The 20,250-nt window shown below is 72.6% G+C and carries 11 protein-coding genes; 6 read left to right on the plus strand and 5 right to left on the minus strand.

Features of this window, described 5'->3' with window-relative positions; all coding sequences use genetic code 11:
* Window positions 1-115: 115 nt before the first annotated feature.
* Window positions 116-1,687: an APC family permease gene (locus ACFVIM_RS03715; RefSeq protein WP_384297917.1), complete on the plus strand. Its 1,572-nt coding sequence runs from the start codon at window positions 116-118 to the stop codon at window positions 1,685-1,687.
* Between the two features lie 395 nt (window positions 1,688-2,082).
* Here ACFVIM_RS03715 and ACFVIM_RS03720 read toward each other — a convergent pair whose 3' ends face one another.
* Window positions 2,083-3,564 (minus strand): CehA/McbA family metallohydrolase, encoded by a 1,482-nt coding sequence (locus ACFVIM_RS03720; RefSeq protein WP_384297920.1) that lies wholly within the window; start codon window positions 3,562-3,564, stop codon window positions 2,083-2,085.
* Window positions 3,565-4,182: 618 nt separating this feature from the next.
* Between ACFVIM_RS03720 and ACFVIM_RS03725 the strand changes: the two genes are divergently transcribed.
* Window positions 4,183-5,028 (plus strand): TIGR03619 family F420-dependent LLM class oxidoreductase, encoded by an 846-nt coding sequence (locus tag ACFVIM_RS03725; protein ID WP_384297922.1) that lies wholly within the window; start codon window positions 4,183-4,185, stop codon window positions 5,026-5,028.
* A gap of 526 nt (window positions 5,029-5,554) precedes the next feature.
* Here ACFVIM_RS03725 and ACFVIM_RS03730 read toward each other — a convergent pair.
* A complete protein-coding gene (locus tag ACFVIM_RS03730; RefSeq protein WP_384297924.1) occupies window positions 5,555-6,049 on the minus strand; it encodes an SseB family protein in 495 nt (164 codons plus the stop codon).
* Window positions 6,050-6,526: 477 nt separating this feature from the next.
* Between ACFVIM_RS03730 and ACFVIM_RS03735 the strand changes: the two genes are divergently transcribed.
* The 4 genes from ACFVIM_RS03735 to ACFVIM_RS03750 all read left to right on the plus strand — a co-directional run bounded on the left by ACFVIM_RS03735 (window position 6,527) and on the right by ACFVIM_RS03750 (window position 16,208).
* Window positions 6,527-9,109 carry a bifunctional FO biosynthesis protein CofGH gene (locus tag ACFVIM_RS03735; RefSeq protein ID WP_384297927.1) on the plus strand — a complete coding sequence of 861 codons (2,583 nt, stop codon included), beginning with the start codon at window positions 6,527-6,529 and terminating at the stop codon, window positions 9,107-9,109.
* A gap of 25 nt (window positions 9,110-9,134) precedes the next feature.
* Window positions 9,135-11,846 (plus strand): tetratricopeptide repeat protein, encoded by a 2,712-nt coding sequence (locus ACFVIM_RS03740; protein WP_384297930.1) that lies wholly within the window; start codon window positions 9,135-9,137, stop codon window positions 11,844-11,846.
* A gap of 358 nt (window positions 11,847-12,204) precedes the next feature.
* The gene (locus tag ACFVIM_RS03745; protein WP_384297933.1) at window positions 12,205-13,320 is read left to right on the plus strand and encodes an ADP-ribosylglycohydrolase family protein; all 1,116 of its coding nucleotides are present in this window, start codon (window positions 12,205-12,207) and stop codon (window positions 13,318-13,320) included.
* Between the two features lie 236 nt (window positions 13,321-13,556).
* Window positions 13,557-16,208 (plus strand): NACHT domain-containing protein, encoded by a 2,652-nt coding sequence (locus ACFVIM_RS03750; RefSeq protein ID WP_384297936.1) that lies wholly within the window; start codon window positions 13,557-13,559, stop codon window positions 16,206-16,208.
* Window positions 16,209-16,352: 144 nt separating this feature from the next.
* Here the strand turns inward: ACFVIM_RS03750 and ACFVIM_RS03755 are convergent, their stop codons facing one another.
* The 3 genes from ACFVIM_RS03755 to ACFVIM_RS03765 all read right to left on the minus strand — a co-directional run bounded on the left by ACFVIM_RS03755 (window position 16,353) and on the right by ACFVIM_RS03765 (window position 19,838).
* Window positions 16,353-17,945 (minus strand): sodium:solute symporter family protein, encoded by a 1,593-nt coding sequence (locus ACFVIM_RS03755; protein WP_384297938.1) that lies wholly within the window; start codon window positions 17,943-17,945, stop codon window positions 16,353-16,355.
* 505 nt (window positions 17,946-18,450) lie between these two features.
* Window positions 18,451-18,651, minus strand: coding sequence for a DUF397 domain-containing protein (locus ACFVIM_RS03760; RefSeq protein WP_384297940.1), 201 nt, complete (start codon window positions 18,649-18,651; stop codon window positions 18,451-18,453).
* 329 nt (window positions 18,652-18,980) lie between these two features.
* Entirely contained in the window at window positions 18,981-19,838 is an 858-nt protein-coding gene (locus ACFVIM_RS03765; RefSeq protein ID WP_384297943.1) for a helix-turn-helix domain-containing protein, read from the minus strand.
* Between the last annotated feature and the right edge of the window lie 412 nt (window positions 19,839-20,250).

The raw sequence follows: 20,250 nt of genomic DNA on the forward strand, positions 1-20,250 counted from the left end.
TCCATCGTAGGTTTACATGCGCAGGGATTTTCCGTTTCTTCTTGTGGAATCCAAGGTCCGGCAATCGGCAGCTTTCCCGCTAGATGTGGAAACCGCAGCATTTAACGTCCTGTTCATGACTCAGGTGGATATGCGGCCGCAGGCCGGAGACGCGGGCCGGGGCGCCCCCGACGGCGGTGTCCGTCCGTCCCGCGCCGTACGCGCCAAGGGGCTGGGCGGGAACTCCGTCGGGCTCACGGGCAGCGCGGTCATCGGCATCTCCACCGTCGCCCCGGTCTACTGCCTGACCTCCACCCTCGGCTCCACCGCGGGCGAGGTCGGGCTCCAGATGCCCGCGATCTTCCTCGCGGGCTTTCTGCCGATGCTCCTGGTGGCCTTCGCCTACCGTGAGCTCAACCGGGTCATGCCGGACTGCGGCACCTCCTTCACCTGGACCGTGAAGGCGTTCGGCCCCCGGCTCGGCTGGATGTGCGGCTGGGGGCTGGTGATCGCCACGATCATCGTGCTCTCCAACCTCGCGGGCGTGGCCACCTCGTTCTTCTGGCTGCTCGCCGGGGAGATCACCGGCAGCGAGTCCATCGCCGCCCTCGACGACAACAAGGCCGTCCACATCCTGACCGTCCTCGTCCTGATCGCCGCCGCCACCGCGATCAGCTACCGGGGCATGACCGCCACCAAGGGCGTCCAGTACGCCCTCGTCGGCCTCCAGCTCCTGGTGCTGGGGATCTTCGTCGCCATGGCGCTGGGCAAGGCGGACTCCTTCGACACCTCGCTCTCCTTCTCGGCGGAGTGGCTGAACCCGTTCGCCGTGGAGTCCTTCGCGGCCTTCACCGCGGGCCTGTCGCTCTCGATCTTCATGTACTGGGGCTGGGACGCCTCGCTCGCCGCCAACGAGGAGACCACCGGCAGCGACAGGACCCCCGGACGCGCCGCCCTGGTCGCGATGGTCGTCCTCGTCGGCGCCTATCTCGCCACCGGCATCGCCGCGCAGATGGCCGTCGGCTCCGGCGACAAGGGCCTCGGCCTGGCCAACCCGGAGACCTCGGACAACGTCTTCGCCGCCCTCGCCGGGCCGGTCATGGGCCCCGGCCTGGGAGTCCTCCTCTTCGTCGCCGTGCTCGCCTCGGCCGCCGCGAGCCTCCAGACCACGTTCATCCCGGTGGCGCGCACGGTGCTGGCGATGTCGACGTACGAGGCCCTTCCGCCCTCGTACGCCCGGGTCCACCCCCGCTTCAAGACCCCCGGACGCGCCACCGTGGTCGCGGGTATCGCGACCGGCGTCTTCTACACGGTGATGACCCTGGTCAGCGAGAACGTCCTGGTCGACACGATCTACGCGCTCGGCCTGATGATCTGCTTCTACTACTCGCTGACGGCGCTCGCCTGCGCCTGGTACTTCCGCCGCGAGCTGACCCGCTCCGGGCGTGACCTGCTCTTCAAGGGCGTCTTCCCGGTGGTGGGCGGACTGCTGCTGGCCGCCGTCTTCGGCAAGACGCTGTACGACATGTGGGACCCGGCCTACGGCAGCGGCTCCGCCGTCTTCGGCGTCGGCTCCGTCTTCGCCATCGGCGTGGGGCTGCTGGGGCTCGGCCTGGTGATCATGCTGGTGATGGGGCGCCGCAGCCCCGCCTTCTTCCGGGGCGAGGTCCTCACCCGCGAGACCCCCTCGCTCACCCTCGCCGACTGACCTCAGGGGTCCTGGGGGGCTGCCAGCCTCCGCGTGGGCCCCTTCGAGGCCCGGTGGGGCCCTGTGGGGCTGTGGGGGCCCCGCGAGGCCCCGCCGGGCACCAGCCGGGGACCGCGTCCGCACCGGACCCGGTCCCCGGCGGTGGAACGGCCCCTGGCGTCCCGGGCCGGAGCGTCCGTGGACCAGGACGTCCCGGGCCAGGGCCTCCCGGGCCAGAGCGTCCGTGGACCAGGAGGCTCGCGGATCAGGGCCTCCCGGGCCAGAGCCTCCGTGGACCAGGACGTTCGCGGATCAGAGCCTCCCGGGCCGGGGTCCGCGTGGACCAGGACGTTCGCGGATCACGGCTTCCACGCTTCTCGCGGGTCACGGCTGCCGTGGGTCGGCGCCTCCGTGGGTCAGGACTCTCCAGGCCGCAGGAAGACCGGGTTGCTCAGCGCGACCATCGCGCCCGCCCGCCGCACCTCCACCCGGGTGTACGCCGCGTTCTGCGGCGTCGTCGCCCAGGTCGCCACCGCGTGCCCGGTCGCGCCCACCGCCTCCGTACGCACCACACCCTGGTCCGTCAGCAGCCGCAGCACCGTCCCCGGCGCCCCCGAGACCTCCGCGCGTACCGTCACGGGCGTGTCGGCGTCCACGGTGAGGCGCCCGCCCATGCCACGGGTCCGGCCGCGGCCGTCCGAGGCCGTGAGCGCGAGCGTGACGGCCCGGGACTCGGCGACGTAGCTGCGGCCCCGGCGCAGGCCCTCCAGGATCGCCGCACGGCTCAGTGTCTCGGCGAGGACGACGGTCTGCGGGGTGCCGACGGGGTCGGGGTGGCGGTGGGTGTCGCTGCTGCCCATCGCGGGGATCCAGCCGCCCCGGGCCAGCGTCGCGTCCCACGCCTGGACCGCGACCTCGTCGTCGGTGCCCCAGGAGCCGTTCCAGACCTCCACGACGTCCGCCTCGCCGAGGCCGAACTTCCAGTTGCAGCCCAGACAGGTGGCGTGCGGATGGGCGGGCACGACCAGGCCCCCGGCGCGCCGGATCTCCCGCGCGAACCGGCCGAACCGGTTCTCCCCGGCCCGGTAGCGCCAGTCCACGAACGTGCCCGGGTCCGTTCCCAGCGCGACCACGTGCCCGTTGCGCGTGGTGATCTCCTCCCCGGTCAGCACCAGCAGGTCCGGGCCCGCGACGGCCGCCCAGTGCGGATGCGCCGCATGGGTGTTGTGTTCGGAGGTGTTGATGAAGTCCAGCCCGGCCGCGCGGGCCAGCGCGCCGATCTCGGCGGGGGTGCGCCGTCCGTCGGAGTACCAGGAGTGCAGATGGCAGTCACCCCGGTACCAGGCGCGCCCGCGCCCCCGCGCGCGCTCCGGCGGGTAGACGGGCTCGGGCGTCTCGCCGGACTCGCCGAACCGGAGGGTCACGGTCACCGCGTAGCCGAGCCCTTGGGGCGCCACGGTGTACGGGCCCAGGACGATGTGCCAGGTCCCCTCCGACACGGGGCCGGGGACATAGCCGGGCGTGGCGTCGTCCGCGCGGACGAAGAACTCCGAGCGCGCGCCCCCCGACCAGCCCCGGAACCCCTCACCCCCGAGGTCCGTGCCGCGCTCGTCGAAGATCCCGATGTCCAGTGCGTTGCCCAGCGTGCCGACGGGGACGGCGGGCCGCTCGTAGCTATAGGAGACGTGTATCTCGCGCACCCCGCGCGGGACCTCCACGGGGAGATAGACGTAGTCCGGCGCGCCCGGAGGCAGGGTGCCGGTCACCACTCTGGTGACCTCGCCGCTGTCGCGCGGTGCCGCGTTCGCGAAGCTCACGCCTCCCAGTGTCATCGCGGCGGCGGCTCCGGTCGCGAGCAGTCCACGGCGGGGGATGGCGGAAGCGGCCTCGTTGCTCATGGGAGTGACTCCTCGATGGCTGGCTGGATGGCTCGGTGGCGCGCCGCCGGGACGGCCGCCGGGGGCCCGCGGGCGCGCGCCGGGAGGGGGCCGTGGTGACGCGGTGGTCGTGGTGGCGCGGTGGTCGTACGGCGGTGCCGTGGCGGTCGTGGCGGTCGTCTGGCGGTGCGGTGGTTGCGGTTACGGCCCTGCGGTGGTGTGGCGGTCCTGCCGTCGTGCACTCCTGCGGTCCCGCACTCCCACGGCCCGCGGGCCCGTCCCGCGGTCGTACGGTGGCGCGCGGGGCCGGTACGGCGAGCGGGCGGAGCGAGACGCGGCCCCGGCTCCCGTAACGAGGGAGGGGGGAGCGGGAACACGCGCCGGGCGGTGCCATGGTGACGGGGTACCGGTGCGGGACGCGGCGCGCGCGTCCGTCCTGACCCTGGTACTGGCCCGTTGACCGCGCCGCAAGGGAGAAGGTTGGCCAAGATGGCGTTCTGATGACGTTGTCGTGTCCTGTGGCGCCGCGTACGTTTCCCTGTGCCGCACCTCTCGTGCCGCTGCCGCGAGCCTCAGCGCCCGCACCCGGAACGGGTCCCATTCGTACGCGCCGACGCGCTCCCCTGCGGAGGAAGCCCCATGCGCATCTCCACGACCATCTTCCTGACGGACGAGACCATCACGCCGGTGCGGTTGGCGCGGGAGCTTGAGGACCGTGGCTTCGCGGGCCTGTACCTCCCCGAGCACAGCCATATCCCGGTGGAGCGGTCGAGCCCCTTTCCCGGCGGCGGCGCGCTGCCGCCGGAGTACGGGCGCCTCCTGGACCCCTTCGTCGCGCTCGCCCAAGCGGCGGCGGTCACCGAGCGGATCGCCCTCGGCACGGGCGTCACCCTCGTCGCCCAGCACGACCCCGTCGACCTGGCCAAGCGCGTCGCCACCCTCGACCACCTCTCCGGCGGCCGTCTCACCCTCGGCGTCGGGCACGGCTGGAACCGCGAGGAGGCCGAGGACCACGGCGTGCGCTGGGCCACCCGGCGCGCCCAGGTCGCCGACAGCCTCCAGCTGATGCGCGCCCTCTGGGCGCCCGAACCCACCGCCTACGACGGCGCGTTCGGCTCCGTACGCGCCTCCTACGCGCATCCCAAGCCGGTCAACGGCGCCCCGCGCGTCCTCTTCGGCGGCGGCGCGGGCCCGCGTCTCTTCGCCGACATCGCCGCCCACGCCGACGGCTGGCTCCCCATCGGCGGCTCCGGCCTCGCCGCCTCCCTCACCGCCCTGCGCGCGGCCTGGGAGGCGGCCGGACGCGGTTCCACGGCGCCCCAGGTCGTGCCGTACGCGGTCAACCCGACACCAGGGAAGCTGGAGCACTACGCGCGGCTGGGGGTGACGGAAGTGGTGGTGAGCCTGCCGACCGAGGGCGAGGCGGCGCTGCGGACACTGGACGACCTCGCCCCCCTGGTGGCGGAGTGGAGCCCGGCGGAGTAGGCGGTGGAGCGGTGCTCCGCCCGCCCGGCGGGGCGGCGTTCCGCGCGCCCTGGTAGCGGGTGGTGCTCCCCGCGGGGGTGCGCGAGGCGTGGCGGGCCCTCGCCCTCCGCCGGGGAGGACGGGGCGGCGGCGCCCCCATGGGCGACGGGTGGGCACACCGTCTGGGTGCCCGTCCCCCGTGGGTGACCGCCGCCCGCACTCTCCGTACCCTCCGTACCACCAGAGGCCGCGCCCTGGACGGAGGGCGGCGTTCTTGGCACCCCGCCGATCTCCGCGCCGGCCAGGTCGACGTCCTGGGGGTGACGCTCCGGTGGCGACGTCCTGGGGGTGACGCTCCGGTGGCGACATCCTGGGGGTGACGCGCGGGCGACGACGTCCGTGGAGTGACGCTCTGGCGAGGGCTGACGCCTGACCCGTTGCGCGGCCGGACGAACGCGCGGTTCCGATCCCTGGTGACGGGTGCCCGGCGTGGGCGCCGCCCTGGGGGCGCGTGGCCGGTGAGGCCGCGGGCCGACGGCGCGGCTGTCTACTCGGGCTCGCCCCCGTCGGCCGCCGCCGCGTCCGGCACGATCCCCGCCAGCGGCGGGAAGAGCATCCCGCCCTCGCTGCCCGCGTCCAGCGCCACGCCCGTGGGTCCGCCGAACGCGGGCGCGATCACATCCAGCAGCCGCGCGCCGAGGAACGTCTCGTACGCCCACTCGCGCTCCGCGTCCCCCTGTGCGTAAGCGAAGCGGGCGAGCGCCACCTCGCCGGAGAAGGCGCAGATCCAGCGGATCCCGCCGTGCTGGGCGGTCCACAGACTGCCGTACGGATCGATCGGCACGAGCACCGGCGTACGGCGGAACTCCGTGAGGAGGGCGGCGAACCGGCCCCGTGCGGCGGCGAGCCGGTCGTCTGACAGGCCGGATCCCGCTGGGGTTCCCGGCGGCGCGGAATCCGCCGCGGATCCGTTCCCGCCCGTGAGGTCCGCCAGCCGCACCGGCCGCTCGTGATCCGCCGTTCCGCCCCCGTCGTTACCCATGGTTCGCATGCTGTCATGTGGCATTTTTCGAAAGCAACGGATCCGGCGCCCGGCGATCGGGACCCCTGTCTCCCAGGGTGTCCGCGCTCAGCCGTCCCGCCGTGGGCGCCCCTCCGGCCGCGTGATGTGTGAACGCGGTACGAAGAGACTGAAGGAGAGAGCGACGGCCGGCCTCTCGCGGGACGAGGGCCGGGCTCAGCGGAAGGACAGAGGGGTGCAAAGAATGGTGAAGAGCGCCACATGGGGTGAATGAGTGCGGAGATATCGGGCGGGGTGCCCGGGGTCATGGGGGAACCCGGCGCGGTGCGGCCCCTTCCACGTCCCGTCATGGCAACGGCTTCGACGCGCACAGCTGAAACGTTTCTCCGTAAGGGGTCACAGCACTCCGGCCATCGCCCGACCGTCGTGGCCGGTTGGTCATGGCGGGTTATCCACAGGCTGTGAGGGCCGACTGGATCAGCTCGTATGCTCGGCTCCATGACCGATCACACGTCCGCCCGCCCGACCGAGAACGCCATGCGCCGCGCCCTCAAGCGGGCCCGGGATGGCGTGGCCCTCGACGTCACCGAGGCCGCCGTCCTGCTGCGGGCACGCGGCGCCGACCTGGAGGATCTGTGCGCCTCGGCCGCCCGGGTGCGGGACGCCGGTCTGGCCGCCGCGGGCCGCCCTGGCGTCATCACCTACTCCAAGAGCGTCTTCATCCCGCTCACCCGTCTGTGCCGGGACACCTGCCATTACTGCACCTTCGCGACGGTCCCCGGCAAGCTCCGCCGCGCCGGACACGGGATGTTCATGTCGCCCGACGAGGTCCTCGCCATCGCCCGGCGCGGCGCCGAGATGGGCTGCAAAGAGGCGCTGATCACCCTCGGGGACAAGCCGGAGGACCGCTGGCCCGAGGCGCGCGAGTGGCTCGCCGCCGAGGGCTATGACGACACCATCGCGTATGTGCGGGCGATGGCGATCCGGATCCTGGAGGAGACGGGCCTGCTGCCCCATCTCAATCCCGGCGTGATGACCTGGACCGACTTCCAGCGGCTCAAGCCCGTCGCCCCCTCCATGGGCATGATGCTGGAGACCACCGCGACCCGGCTGTGGAGCGAGCCCGGCGGTCCGCACTACGGCTCCCCGGACAAGGAACCGGCCGTGCGGCTGCGGGTGCTGGAGGACGCCGGGCGCAGCTCCGTCCCGTTCACCAGCGGACTGCTGATCGGCATCGGCGAGACCTATGAGGAGCGCGCCGAGTCCCTGTTCGCGCTGCGCCGTGTGGCGCGCGCCTATCACGGCATCCAGGAGCTGATCCTGCAGAACTTCCGCGCCAAGCCGGACACGGCGATGCGCGCCATGCCCGACGCCGAGCTGGACGAGCTGGTCGCCACCGTCGCCGTCGCCCGGCACATCATGGGCCCCTCCGCCTGCCTCCAGGCGCCGCCCAACCTGGTGGACGCGGAGTACGGGCGGCTGATCGCCGCGGGGGTCGACGACTGGGGCGGCGTCTCCCCGCTGACGCCCGACCATGTCAATCCCGAGCGGCCCTGGCCCCAGATCGACGTCCTGGCCGAGCGGTCGGCCGAGGCGGGGTTCCGGCTGGAGGAGCGGCTCTGCGTCTACCCGGAGTTCGTCCAGCGCGGCGAACCCTGGCTCGACCCGAGGCTGCTGCCCCATGTCCGGGCGCTGGCCGACCCGGAGACCGGACTGGCCCGGCCCGGCGCCCTGCCCCAGGGCCTGCCCTGGCAGGAGCCCGACGAGTCCTTCGGCGCCAGCGGCCGCACCGATCTGCACCGCACCATCGACACCGAGGGCCGCACCGGGGACCGCCGGGAGGACTTCGACCATGTCTACGGCGACTGGGAGGCGCTGCGGGAGGCCGCCGCCCCCGGTATGGCGCCCTCCAGGATCGACACCGACGTCCGGCAGGCGCTGCGGCAGGCCGCCGCCGACCCCACCCGGCTCAGCGACGACGAGGCGCTCGCCCTGCTGCACGCCGACGGGCCCGCCCTCGACGCCCTCACCGGCATCGCCGACGACCTGCGCAAGTCCGTCGTCGGCGACGACGTCACCTATGTCGTCACGCGCAACATCAACTTCACCAATGTCTGCTACACCGGCTGCCGTTTCTGTGCCTTCGCCCAGCGCCGTACCGACGCCGACGCCTACACCCTCTCCCTGGACCAGGTCGCCGACCGCGCCGCGCAGGCATGGGAGGTCGGCGCGGTCGAGGTGTGCATGCAGGGCGGCATCCACCCCGATCTGCCCGGCACGGCGTACTTCGACATCGCGCGTGCCGTCAAGGAGCGGGTACCCGGCATCCATGTGCACGCCTTCTCACCCATGGAGGTCGTCAACGGCGCCTCCCGCACCGGGATGTCGATCCGCGAATGGCTCACCGCCGCCCGGGAGGCGGGGCTCGACTCCCTGCCCGGCACCGCCGCCGAGATCCTCGACGACGAGGTCCGCTGGATCCTCACCAAGGGCAAGCTGCCCGCGGCGACCTGGATCGAGGTCATCACCACCGCCCACCAGCTCGGTCTGCGCACCTCGTCCACGATGATGTACGGGCATGTGGACCAGCCCCGCCACTGGCTGGGTCACTTCCGTACGCTGGCGCGCATCCAGCAGGAGACGGGCGGATTCACCGAGTTCGTGACCCTGCCGTTCATCCACACCAACGCGCCGGTCTATCTCGCCGGGATCGCCCGTCCCGGCCCCACCGTCCGGGACAACCGCGCGGTGACGGCCATGGCCCGCCTCCTGCTCCACCCGCACATCACCAACATCCAGACCAGCTGGGTCAAGCTCGGCGCCGAGGGCGCCGCCGAGATGCTCCGCTCCGGCGCCAACGACCTCGGCGGCACACTGATGGAGGAGACCATCTCCCGGATGGCGGGCTCGCGCTACGGCTCGTACCGCTCCATCAAGGACCTCGTCGCCATCGCCGAGCTGGCGGGCCGCCCCGCCCGCGCCCGCACCACGCTCTACGGCGAGGTACCCGAGGAACGGCAGCGCACCGCCCGGGAGTCGGACGGCCAGCTGCCCGAGCTGCTGCCGCTGGTCACGGAGTAGGGCACCGGTCCGGAGGGAGAGTGCCATGGCGCGATCGATGCAGGAGCTGCTGCGGGAGCGGCAGTTAGCCGGGTTCGTCGGCCGCCGTGCCGAGCTGGCGCTCTTCGGCGCCAACCTGGACACCTCGCCCGAGGACCCCGGGCACCGCTTCGTCTTCCATATCCATGGCGCGGCGGGGGTGGGCAAGTCGTCGCTGGTGCGACGGCTCGCCCACACCGCCCGGGAACGGCGCGCCCTCGCGGTGACGGTCGACGAGTCGGTGACCGGGGTGCCGGAGACGCTGGAGGAGGTCGCCGCCCAGTTCGCCGGACAGGGCATCACCCTCAAGGCGCTGGAGCGGATGCTGGCCACCTACCGCCAGCGCCGCCACGAGGCCGAGTCGGCCGTCCTCGCGGAGGAACAGAGCGGGCCGGAGGAGCCGAGCACCGGTGCCACCCTCGCCACCACCGCCGGGCTGGTCGCCCTCGGGCTGCTGCCCGGCGGGGGAGCGGTCGCGGGAGCCATGGACCCCGCCCGGATCGCCGCGGCCACCGACTCCATGAGAAACGCGCTCAGCAGACGGTTCGGCAAACCGGAGGACGTCCAGCTCGTCCTCGACCCGGTGCGCGTGCTCACCCCGGTGTTCGTCGCCGAACTGGAGCGCGTCGCCGCCCAGGCGCCCTGGATCGCCCTCTTCCTCGACACCTACGAACGCACCGGCCCCTTCCTCGACCCCTGGCTCCGCGACCTCCTGATGACCGGGCGGTACGGGCCGGTCCCCGGCCATCTGATCGTCACCACCTCCGGCCAGCGCCCCCTCGACCCCCATGTCTGGGGCGACTACGCGGAACTGGTGACCGAGCTGCGGCTGGCACCCTTCACCGAGGAGGAGGCCCGCCGGCTCCTCACCGCCAAACGCGTGGTGGACGAGGAGGTGGTCCGGGACGTGCTGCGGCTCTCCGGCCGGCTGCCCGTCCTCGTCTCCACCCTCGCCGAGAACGCGGGCCGCCCCGGCGGGGTGGACGACCCCAGCGCCACCGCCGTCGAACGTTTCCTCCGATGGGAGTCGGACCCCGTCCGCCGCGCCGCCGCCCTCGACGGCGCCCTGCCCCGCCGGCTCAACGAGGACATCTTCCGCGCGGCGGCCGGGGGCCCCGAGACCGCCGAACTCTTCGGCTGGGTGCGCACGCTCCCGTTCGTCAGTGACCGGGGCGGCCGCACGCTCTACCACGACGTGGTCCGCGACCCCATGCTCCGGCTGCTGCGCAACAACTCCCCCCAGCGCTGGGCCGCCGCCCACACCCGGCTCGCGGACGCGTTCGCCGGGTGGAGCACCCGCGCGGGTGAGGGGCTCGACCCGTCCGACGCCTGGTCCCAGGAGAGCTGGCGCGAACCACGGATCGAGGAGATCTACCACCGGCTCTGCGCCCGCCCCGCCGCCGCCCTCGCCCCGGCGCTGAGCCGGGGTGTCGAGGCGTGTGCGACGGGCACGGCGGGAGCGGCCCGCCTCTGGGCCCGTGCCGTGGCCGACGCGGGCGCCGCCGCCGACAACGCCGCGCTCATCTCCTTCGGTGACCGCTGCCGCGCCGCCCTGGCGGACGAGGGCCACGGCGGGATCGAACTGCTCGGCCTGATCCTGCGCCGCGCCGAGCTGGACGACACCACCCGCGTCACCGCCTACGTGGTGCGCGGCCATGCCCACATCAGCGGCGGGGAACCCGGGCGCGCGCTCGCCGACTTCGGCCGCGCCGCCGGTCTCGACCCCGACCACGCCCCCGCCCACCACGGCCTGGGGGAGGCCCGCCGCCTCCTCGGGGAGTACGCGGCGGCCCTGCCCCACTTCACCCGCGCCCTCACCCTCGACCCGACCCTCCAGCGGGCCCTCGCCAGCCGGGGCCACTCCCACCACGCCCTGGGCCGTGACGAGGAGGCCCTCGCCGACCTCGACCAGGCCCTCGCCCTCGATCCGCGCTACCGCTGGGCCCTGCTGCGCCGCGCCCAGGTCCACCGCGCCCGCCACGACCACGACCAGGCCCTCGCCGACCTCGACCGCCTCTACGACCTGGACCCCCACGACTCCTGGGCCATCGCGGAACACGGGGAACTGCTGCGCCGCCTCGGCCGCCACGAGGAGGCCATCGACCGCTACGACCGCGCGCTGGCGCTCCGGCCCGACTACTCCTGGGCGCTCGGCAGCCGCGCCATGGCCCACCACGCGCTGGGCCGGACCCCCGAGGCGCTGGCCGACCTCGACCGTGCCCTGGAGATACGCCCGCACTACTCCTGGGCCCTGCTGCGCCGCTCCGAACTCCACCGGGAACGCGGCGACGAGCGCGCCCACTTCGCCGACCTCGACCGTCTGGTGGAGGTCGACGACGCCAAGGAGTGGGCCCTGACCCAGCGCGGCAACGCCCATCTGCTCGCCGAGCGGTACGCGGAGGCGCTCGCGGACTACGAGGAGGCCCTCACCCACGCGCCGGACCACCGGTTCGCCGAGGTCGGCCGGGCCTGGGCGATGGAGGGCCTGGGGCGTACGGCGGAGGCGCTGGACATCCTCGACTCCCTCGTGGCCGTGGACCCGGGCTGCGTCTGGGCCTACCAGGCCCGGGGGCTGATCCTGCTGGGCCTGGGCCAGCCGGAGGCGGCCCTCGCCGACGCACAGCGGCTGGACGACCTGGGTCGCGAGGACGCCGCCCGCGAACTGCGCCACCAGATATCGACCCGCTCCCGACCGGGCGCTCCTGATGGATCCCGCTGAGCTCACGTGCCCCGAGAGCACGACCCGCGCCGCACACCACCCCCTGACCGAGCCCGCTCCCCGCCGGGCACCCGTCCCGCCCTCGCGCACCCACCCACCCCGCACCTGCCCCACCACACACCAACGGGCCGAACCGGACCGCGATGGGGCGCGATTGTCCGACACGCGGCGGATGGACACATTCCCCGTTCGATTACAGTGCTGCCCCGGCAGGGGGTCCCTGGCCATGGACATGGCCACACTCCGGCGGAGGGACGGCACACGAGGGTCACACGGGCATGCGCGCACGCGGACCGGGCAGCGGGTTCGGATCAGGACAGAGGTTGAGGTCAGCTCCATGTCCAGGGAGGGGCACGCGGTGAGCGCAGCAGCCACGGCCGTCTGGGGACGCGCCGAGCAACAGGACTTCCGCGCCCGGGTGCGCGGATCGATGCTCGGCGGTGCCCTCGGTGACGCCCTCGGCGCCGGGGTCACCGCGCTCACCCTGGCGCAGATACGCACGGCGCACGGCCCGGAGGGGCTCACCGACCTCGTACCCGCGCACGGCCGCCGGGGCGCCGTCACCGCGGCCACCCAGCTCACTCTCTTCACGGTGGACGGTCTGATCCGCGCCCAGGTCCGCCGGGACACCGGCGCCTGGCATCCGCCCACCGACGTCCACCGCGCCTATCTGCGCTGGGCCACCACCCAGCGCGACTGGGGCCCCGACGAGCGCCGCGCGGACGACGGCTGGCTCGCCCGCCAGGAGTGGCTCTACGCCCGCCGCGACCCCCAGCGCACCAACCTCCTCGGCCTCGGCGACACCGTCATGGGCACGCTGGAGAACCCCAAGAACCCTGGTGCGCGGGACTCCGGAGCCCTCGCGCGCTCCGCCCCGTTCGGGCTGCTGGTGGGCTGGGAGCCCGCGCTGGTGTGCCAGCTGGCCCTGGAGTGCGCGGCACAGACCCACGGCCACCCCACCGCGTATCTGTCGGCGGGGGCGCTCGCGGTCATCGTCCACGCGGTGGCGCGCGGTGAGGGCCTCGACGACGCCGTGCGCGCGGCCCTGGGCGCGCTGGCCGCCCGCCCCGGCCACCAGCCCGTGAGCGACGCCCTCGGCCGGGCCCTGCACACGGCGCGTACGGGGGCTCCCGACGCCGGCCGGGTCTCCGCGCTCGCCGGGGACTGGCACGCGGAGGAGACCCTCTCCGTCGCCGTCTACTGCGCGCTCGCCGGACAGGACATACGCCACGGGCTGCGGCTGGCCGTCAACCACGACGGCCCCTCCGCCACCACCGCCACGGTCACCGGCGCCCTGCTCGGCGCCCTCCACGGCGAGACCGCACTCCCCCCGGCCTGGCTCTGCGAACTGGAGGGACGCGCCACCATCCTGGAGCTCTGCGACGACTTCGCGATGGAGATGACCCAGGGCCCCGCCCTCCACGGCCCTACGGCCTCCGCCCCGGGCTGGCTGGCGCGCTACCCCCGCGCGTGAGGCGATCCGAGGTCCGGGAAGCGCCAGCCGGTGCCCGGGATCCCGCCGCCCCCGGGCGGGCGTCATCCGCGTGCCGGGTCCCGCCCGCCGCCTGCCCGGGTGGCCCCGCCCCGCGCCGCCGTCGACGACAACAATCACCGACGACAACAGATCACCGACGACAACAGATCATCGACGACAACAATCATCGACTACAACAGAGCTACGCCCACCCCGCCGCAGCCCCGGAGCACCTCGTGGACCCGACCACCACCCTCGCCGCCCGGCTCGCGTCCAGCGCCGTCGCGCCGCTGGTCAGGAAGTTGTTCGTGCGGGGCGAGCCCGGCGCGGCCCTGGTGGAGCGTCCGGTACGCATCGGCGGCCTGGTCTCCTTCCGGGGCGAGCGGCGCACGCTCGACGAACGCGGACTGCGCGCCCTCGCCGCCGAACTGGTCGCCCGCGCGGCGGCCGCGCTCGGCCCGCACGAGGCCCCGGACCCCGAGGTGCGCCGTGAGCTGACCGACGCGCTGACGGCCGCCCTCCACAGCCTCGGCGACCTCGACATGGACGATGTCCAGGCCGTACGCCTGGGTCCCGGGGCCCTGGCGGCGGCCCTCGCCCGTCCCCGCCATCTCTCGGCCGCCGCCGAGGCCCGCTACGACCCGCTGCTGCACACCGCCTGTCTGCACATCCTGACCTTCTTCACCCAGCGCTCCACCTTCGTCGCCCGCACCCTCACCGAGCAGACCCGGCTCCTCGACCAGCTGGTGGCCACCACCGATCTGCTGCTGGAGCGGATACCGCGTCAGCCCGCCGAGGACGCCCGGTTCGAGCGGCGGTACGCCGAGCACATCGCCCGTAAGCACAGCGAGCTGACCATCTACGGCCTCGACCTCAACCACGCCCGTGAATGGTGCCTCGACTCGGCCTACGTATCGCTGGAGGCCACCCACCAGCGCCCCGCACCTCTCCCCGCCGACGAGTCCCGCCCGAACATCCCCGCCGACCAGAGCACACTCCCCGCCGAACAGGTCCTCTCCGGCCGGGACCGGGTCCTGCTGCGCGGCGGCGCGGGCTCCGGCAAGACCACCCTGGTCCAGTGGCTGGCCGTCACCACCGCCCGCCAGGAGTACGCCGAACTCACCGACCAGCTGACCCCGCTGATCGGCCGGGTCCCCTTCGTACTGCCGCTGCGCCGGGTCATACGGGACGGGGCCCCGCCCACCCCCGACGCCTTCCTCCACACGGTCCGCAGCGCGGTCGCCGGGGCGCAGCCCGACGGCTGGGCCGACCGGGTGCTGCGCGCGGGCCGCGCGCTGCTGCTCATCGACGGTATCGACGAGATCCCCCGGCGCGAACGGGACGAGACCCGCCGCTGGCTGCGCGAACTGCTGGCCGAGTTCCCCGGCAACCTCTGGCTGGTCACCGCCCGGCCGTCCGCCGTCGAGGAGCACTGGCTGGCCGCCGAGGGCTTCCACGAGCTGACGCTCGCGCCGATGTCCCGCCAGGACGTGACCCACTTCGTGGCGCGCTGGCACCGCGCGGCCGATGCCGACCCGGCGCTCGTCACCGCCCTCCTCGACGCCGTACGCACCAGCTCCGACCTGGGCCGCCTCGCCGACAACCCGCTGATGTGCGGGCTGCTCTGCGCCCTGCACCGCGAGCGCCGTGGCTTTCTCCCGCACGGCCGGAAGGACCTCTACGAGGCCGCTCTGCGGATGCTGCTGGAGCGCCGCGACGTCGAACGCGGTGTCTGGGGCGAACCCGATCTGCGGCTCTCCTCCGAGACCCAGATCCTGCTCCTCCAGAAGCTCGCTCACTGGCTGATCCGCAATGACCGGGCCGAGATGGAGCGCGCCGACGCCCTGACCCAGATCGAGCGGGCCCTGGTCTCGATGGCGCATGTCACCGCCGCCCCCGACCGGGTGCTGCGCCATCTCCTCGAACGTTCGGGCCTGGTGCGCGAACCCGCCGTGGGACGGGTCGACTTCGTCCACCGCACCTTCCAGGACTATCTGGGCGCCAAGGCCATCGTGGAGGAGGGCGACTTCCCGCTTCTGCTGGACCACGCGCACCACGACCAGTGGGAGGACGTCGTACGGATGGCGGTGGCCCTGGGCCGCCCGGCGGAGCGGGAGCGGATCCTGGCGGGGCTGGTCGGCGGCGTCGACGCCACGGACCTGGCGTGCTTGATGAACCAGGGGGTCGACCCCGTCATCCCGGCGGCGCACCAGCGACAGCTCCGCGGGGTGCTGCTGGCGGCGAGCTGTCTGGAGCACGCGACGGAGATAGCGCCCGGGACCCGCCGACGGGTACTGGACCTCCTCGCCCCGCTGGTCCCGCCCCGCGACAAGCACTTCGCGATCACGCTCGGCGACTTCGGCGGACCACGGGTGCTGGGCCTGCTGCCCGGCCCGGACGGACTCAGCCGGGACCAGGCGCTGAACGTCGTCATCACCGCCGTGCATATCGGCGGTGACGCGGCCCTCGCCCTGCTGACCCGGTTCCGCCACCATCCCGATCTGATGGTCCGCCGCCAGCTCGCCTGGTCCTGGCACCGCTTCGACACCCGCCCGTACGCGGCGGAGATCCTGGCCCATCTCGATATCAGGGACCTCTACTTCACCGCCCACAACGCGGAGCATCTGCGCGTCCTGCGGGAAATGGGCCGCTACAACCGGCTCCAGGTGGGCAGGGCCCAGCGCGGGCGGGGGTGCACGCCCGAGGACCTGATCGCCCACGCCGACCCGGAGCGGCTCACCCATCTCTGGCTCCGGCACAGCATGATCACACGGCCTCTGGAGTGGCTCAGCGCCTTTCCCCGGCTCACCGTCCTCGTCCTCCCGGAGGGATATCTCCTGGAACGGCTCCGCGTCCCCGAGGGGATCACCGTCGTCCACTCCGCCTGACCGGCCACGCGAGCCGTGCCCCTGGCCCGCCTCACCGATCCAGCAGGTGTGCCCCGGGCCCCGTCTGCCCGGCCACAGCGGCCGTGCCCCGGGCCCGCCCGCCCCTGCCCGGGAAGGCGGGCCCGGACCCCCCGGTCCAGCGCCCTACCTCCGGTCCCCCCGCGCCGCCCGCCGCGCCCCGCGCTGCCGTGGCGCCCTGGCGACCGCGCCACCCGTACGACCGCCCCGGGAGCCCTCCCCGTCCCCGTCCCCGTTGATCTTCTCGATCAGCGCGTCCCGCTCGGGGGTGTCCTCCGGCTTGATCAGCCCGATCACGATGTACAGCACCAGGGAGATCGCCAGCGGCACCGAGACCTGGTACTGGAGGGCGACATCGGTCCTGGCGGTCCCGTCCAGCTCGTAGTTGAGGAAGAAGAAGGCCAGCAGCCCGGCGGCCCAGCTGGTCAGCGCCGCCGTGGGGCCCGACCTGCGGAACGGCCGCAGCATCCCCAGCATGAACGGGATCGCGATCGGCCCCATCAGACCGGCCACCCACTTGATCACCACGGTGATGATGTCCTTGAACGCGGGCGAGTTGACCTGGGTCGCGATGGCCATCGACAGCGCCAGGAAGGCGATGGTCGACCACCGCGCCGCCAGCAGCCCGGCCCGCTCGTTCCAGCCCCGCGCCTTCTTCGACAGGGCGGGCGCGATGTCCCGGGTGAAGACGGCGGCGATGGCGTTGGCGTCCGAGGAGCACATGGCCATCGTGTGGGAGAAGAACCCGACGATGACCAGCCCGAGCAGGCCGTGCGGCAGGAGCTCTGCGCTCATCAGGGCGTACGCGTCGGAGGCGTCCGGCTTCCGGGGGTCGACCAGCAGCGGCGCGCACCACATCGGGAAGAAGAGCACCAACGGCCAGAAGAACCACAGGAACGCCGACAGCCGCGCCGAGCGGGTGGCCTCCCGGGGCGTCGCGGTCGCCATATAGCGCTGCGCCTGGTTCCACATGCCGCCGTTGTACTCGAAGGTCTTGATGAACAGGTACGCGAGCAGGAAGGTCACCGTGAAGGGACCGGCCGTGGGCTCGCCGTGGCCCTGGAGCCGGGGTTCGTCCCAGACGGTCCACAGGGTGCTGAAGCCGTCCAGCTCGTTCATGACCGCGAGGAGCATCGCCAGTCCGGCGAAGAGCTGGATGACGAACTGCCCCAGCTCGGTGAGCGCGTCGGCCCAGAGCCCGCCGACCGTGCAGTAGACGCCGGTGATCACACCGGTGATGAGGATGCCCTGGTTGAGGGAGATCCCGGTGAAGACGGAGAGCAGAGTGGCGATGGCGGCCCACTTGGCGCCCACGTCGACGATCTTCAGCAGCACCCCGGACCAGGCGAGCGCCTGCTGGGTCCGCAGGTTGTACCGGTTCTTCAGATACTCCAGCGGGGAGGCGACACGGAGTCGTGAACGCAGTCGGTTCAGCCGGGGCGCGAAGAGCTTCGCGCCGATGAGGATGCCGATGGCGATGGGGAGCGACCAGGTGACGAAGGACGTGACGCCGTAGGTGTAGGCGATGCCCGCGTAGCCCGTGAACATCACGGCGCTGTAGCCGGACATGTGGTGGGAGATGCCCGAGAGCCACCAGGGCATCTTGCCGCCGGCGGTGAAGAAGTCGCTGACACTGTCGACGCGCCGGTGTGACCAGAGGCCGATCAGGACCATGACGCCGAAGTAGCCGATGAGCACGGTCCAGTCGAGACTGTTCATGTGCCCCCTCCTGGGGTCCGCCTGGTGAACGTCCGGAGCACTCTCGTCAGCTCGTCCGAAGCCCGTTCGATCAGCGGCGCCCCCGTGCGGGAGCGGGGACTGCGGGGATTGAACCGCTCCTCCCGGGGGCGGGTCAAGACATCCGATGGTCAAGTATGTGAACCATGGTCAGGAAGCAGAACCATTTTGCCTCTTCTTGACCTACGGGCCCGTTGTCCGGCCCCCGTGGCCCGACCCACGATGAGCGGGCACTTTCGTCAGTGGCCCCGCCCTTCCGGCGCCCGGAGAGCGCCGTGGCGGCCGCCGGGGCGCTCAGAGCGTACGAGGGCGGGACCGGGACCTTCAGCAGGCACGAGGGCAAGACCGGCGGGGAGGCGCGGCCGGAGAGCCGCAGAAGCCGGAGAACCGGAGATCCGGGCGGACATGCCCGAGCCCTCTCGGCCGGGACGGCGGACCAGTCGAGAGGGCTCTGCCGGGCAGGGACGCGGGAGCGTCCGCGCGGTCGTTACCCGGCCGTGCGCCGGACCTCGCTCACGAAGGCGGTCCAGACGCCGGGGAGGAACGCGATCGAGGGACCGGCGGGGTTCTTGGAGTCGCGGACCGCGATCTCCTGGACATCGGGTGACCTCACCTCCACGCAGGCGCCGTTCCCTCCGGAGTACGAGGATTTCGTCCACATGTCCGTGGCTCCCTGAATGATGGCCATGGTCGCTCCTTCGCGGCGCGGATCGAGCGTTGGCACAGGTGCCAACGTGCTCGGTGATGTGATCGACGCTACTCGCCATGACCGTTTCTTGAAGGTGGCATTCACTCGGTCGGATGGCTTATGCCTTGAGGCTCTTCCGTGTCGTATGGCGAAAGGTGTACCTTGCCGCCCCTTTGCCGCGACCGCCTCGCGCGTCACACCGTTTACCGGACATTCGCGCCTGCGTCTTCGGCGCCGTCTCCGCGGACTCCTCGCACGTTCGCCGTATCCCGCCGCGCAAGGGTCCGGGAATCACCCGGCCCGCCGTAGCCGTCCCGCGGGACGCCCGTTCACTGTGCGTACTGTTTCGCGATCTCCTCGATGAATCCCCGCGTCTGGTCCACATTCAGACCCTGGGCGCGCAGATGTTCGTACATGACCGTGTACTTGTGGACGTCATTGGCCTTCTCCAGATAGAGATCGCTGGTGACGCCCTCGATATAGACGACGCTGGAGTCGGCGGTGTCGGGGAACTCCAGAATCGCGTACTGCCCGTTGATCCCCGGATGCGCCCCCATGCCGAACGGCAGCACCTGCACGGTGACATGAGGCAGTTGGGCCATCTCGGCCAGATATTCGAGCTGCTCGCGCATGATGGCGTTGCCGCCGACCGCCCGGCGCAGCGCCGCCTCGTCGATCACGGCCCAGAGCCGCAGCGGCCGGTCGTTCTCCTTGAGCCGGTACTGCCGCCGCATCCGTACGGTGACGCGCTTCTCGACCTCGGCGTCGGTGCTCTCCGGCAGCGCCCCGGAGATCAGGGCCTCCGCATAGGCGGGCGTCTGGAGCAGTCCCGGAATCACCTGGGACTCATAGATCCGCAGGCTCTCGGCATCGGTCTCCAGACCGATGTAGACGCTGTACGGGATGTCGCCGAAGGCGTGCCACCATCCTTGCTGGCGGGAGTCCTTGGCCATCTGCATCAGCGAGTCCACGACCCGGTGGTCATCCACTTCATAGACGCCGCACAGATCACGGACATCGCGCTGACTGATCGAGCGCCGTCCGTTCTCCAGACGGCTGATCTTCGACTGCGAAACCAGCAGCCGGTCGGCCACTTCTTCGGCCGTCATGCCTTTCAACTCCCGGAGCCGGCGCAGCTCCTGCCCCAATCGGCGTCGCCTGACGGTGGGATTGACGTTGGACGCCACGAAAACGGCACCTCCGACTGCGTAGCTGAACGTATCTACTGTTCAGCAGACTGCCACCACTGCGGCGCCGCGCGCTGTGAAATCGCCACACCTGCCATTTCCTGGCGCGGAGCGCACCCCTTTTGCTATGGGGCGCGATCGTGCGGTGTGCCGTGCGGCGTTGCCGCCGGGTGCGCCCGGAGGCGCCGGAGCGAAAGCCCGGCGCGGCCGACGCGGCGCCGACGACCGGAGACCACCAGACCGGAGACCGCCAGACCGTCGGCCCGCCCGGAGTCGGCCATGGCTCACCCGGTCGGCGGCGGGATCCGTACGGATCTGACGCGCGGATCTGACGCGCGGACCGGTCTGAGACGGCGGCGCGGCGTTCGGGTCCGCCGGACGCCGGACGCGCGGGGCAGCGCTGAGGCTGCCC

The sequence above is a fragment of the Streptomyces sp. NPDC057638 genome, from assembly GCF_042800315.1.
In the GTDB taxonomy this organism is placed as follows: Bacteria; Actinomycetota; Actinomycetes; order Streptomycetales; family Streptomycetaceae; genus Streptomyces.

Coding starts and splice junctions, on each gene's coding strand:
- ACFVIM_RS03715 (WP_384297917.1), top strand. CDS start 116: ATGACTCAGGTGGATATGCGGCCGCAGGCCGGAGACGCGGGCCGGGGC.
- ACFVIM_RS03720 (WP_384297920.1), bottom strand. CDS start 3,564: ATGAGCAACGAGGCCGCTTCCGCCATCCCCCGCCGTGGACTGCTCGCG.
- ACFVIM_RS03725 (WP_384297922.1), top strand. CDS start 4,183: ATGCGCATCTCCACGACCATCTTCCTGACGGACGAGACCATCACGCCG.
- ACFVIM_RS03730 (WP_384297924.1), bottom strand. CDS start 6,049: ATGGGTAACGACGGGGGCGGAACGGCGGATCACGAGCGGCCGGTGCGG.
- ACFVIM_RS03735 (WP_384297927.1), top strand. CDS start 6,527: ATGACCGATCACACGTCCGCCCGCCCGACCGAGAACGCCATGCGCCGC.
- ACFVIM_RS03740 (WP_384297930.1), top strand. CDS start 9,135: ATGGCGCGATCGATGCAGGAGCTGCTGCGGGAGCGGCAGTTAGCCGGG.
- ACFVIM_RS03755 (WP_384297938.1), bottom strand. CDS start 17,945: ATGAACAGTCTCGACTGGACCGTGCTCATCGGCTACTTCGGCGTCATG.
- ACFVIM_RS03760 (WP_384297940.1), bottom strand. CDS start 18,651: ATGGCCATCATTCAGGGAGCCACGGACATGTGGACGAAATCCTCGTAC.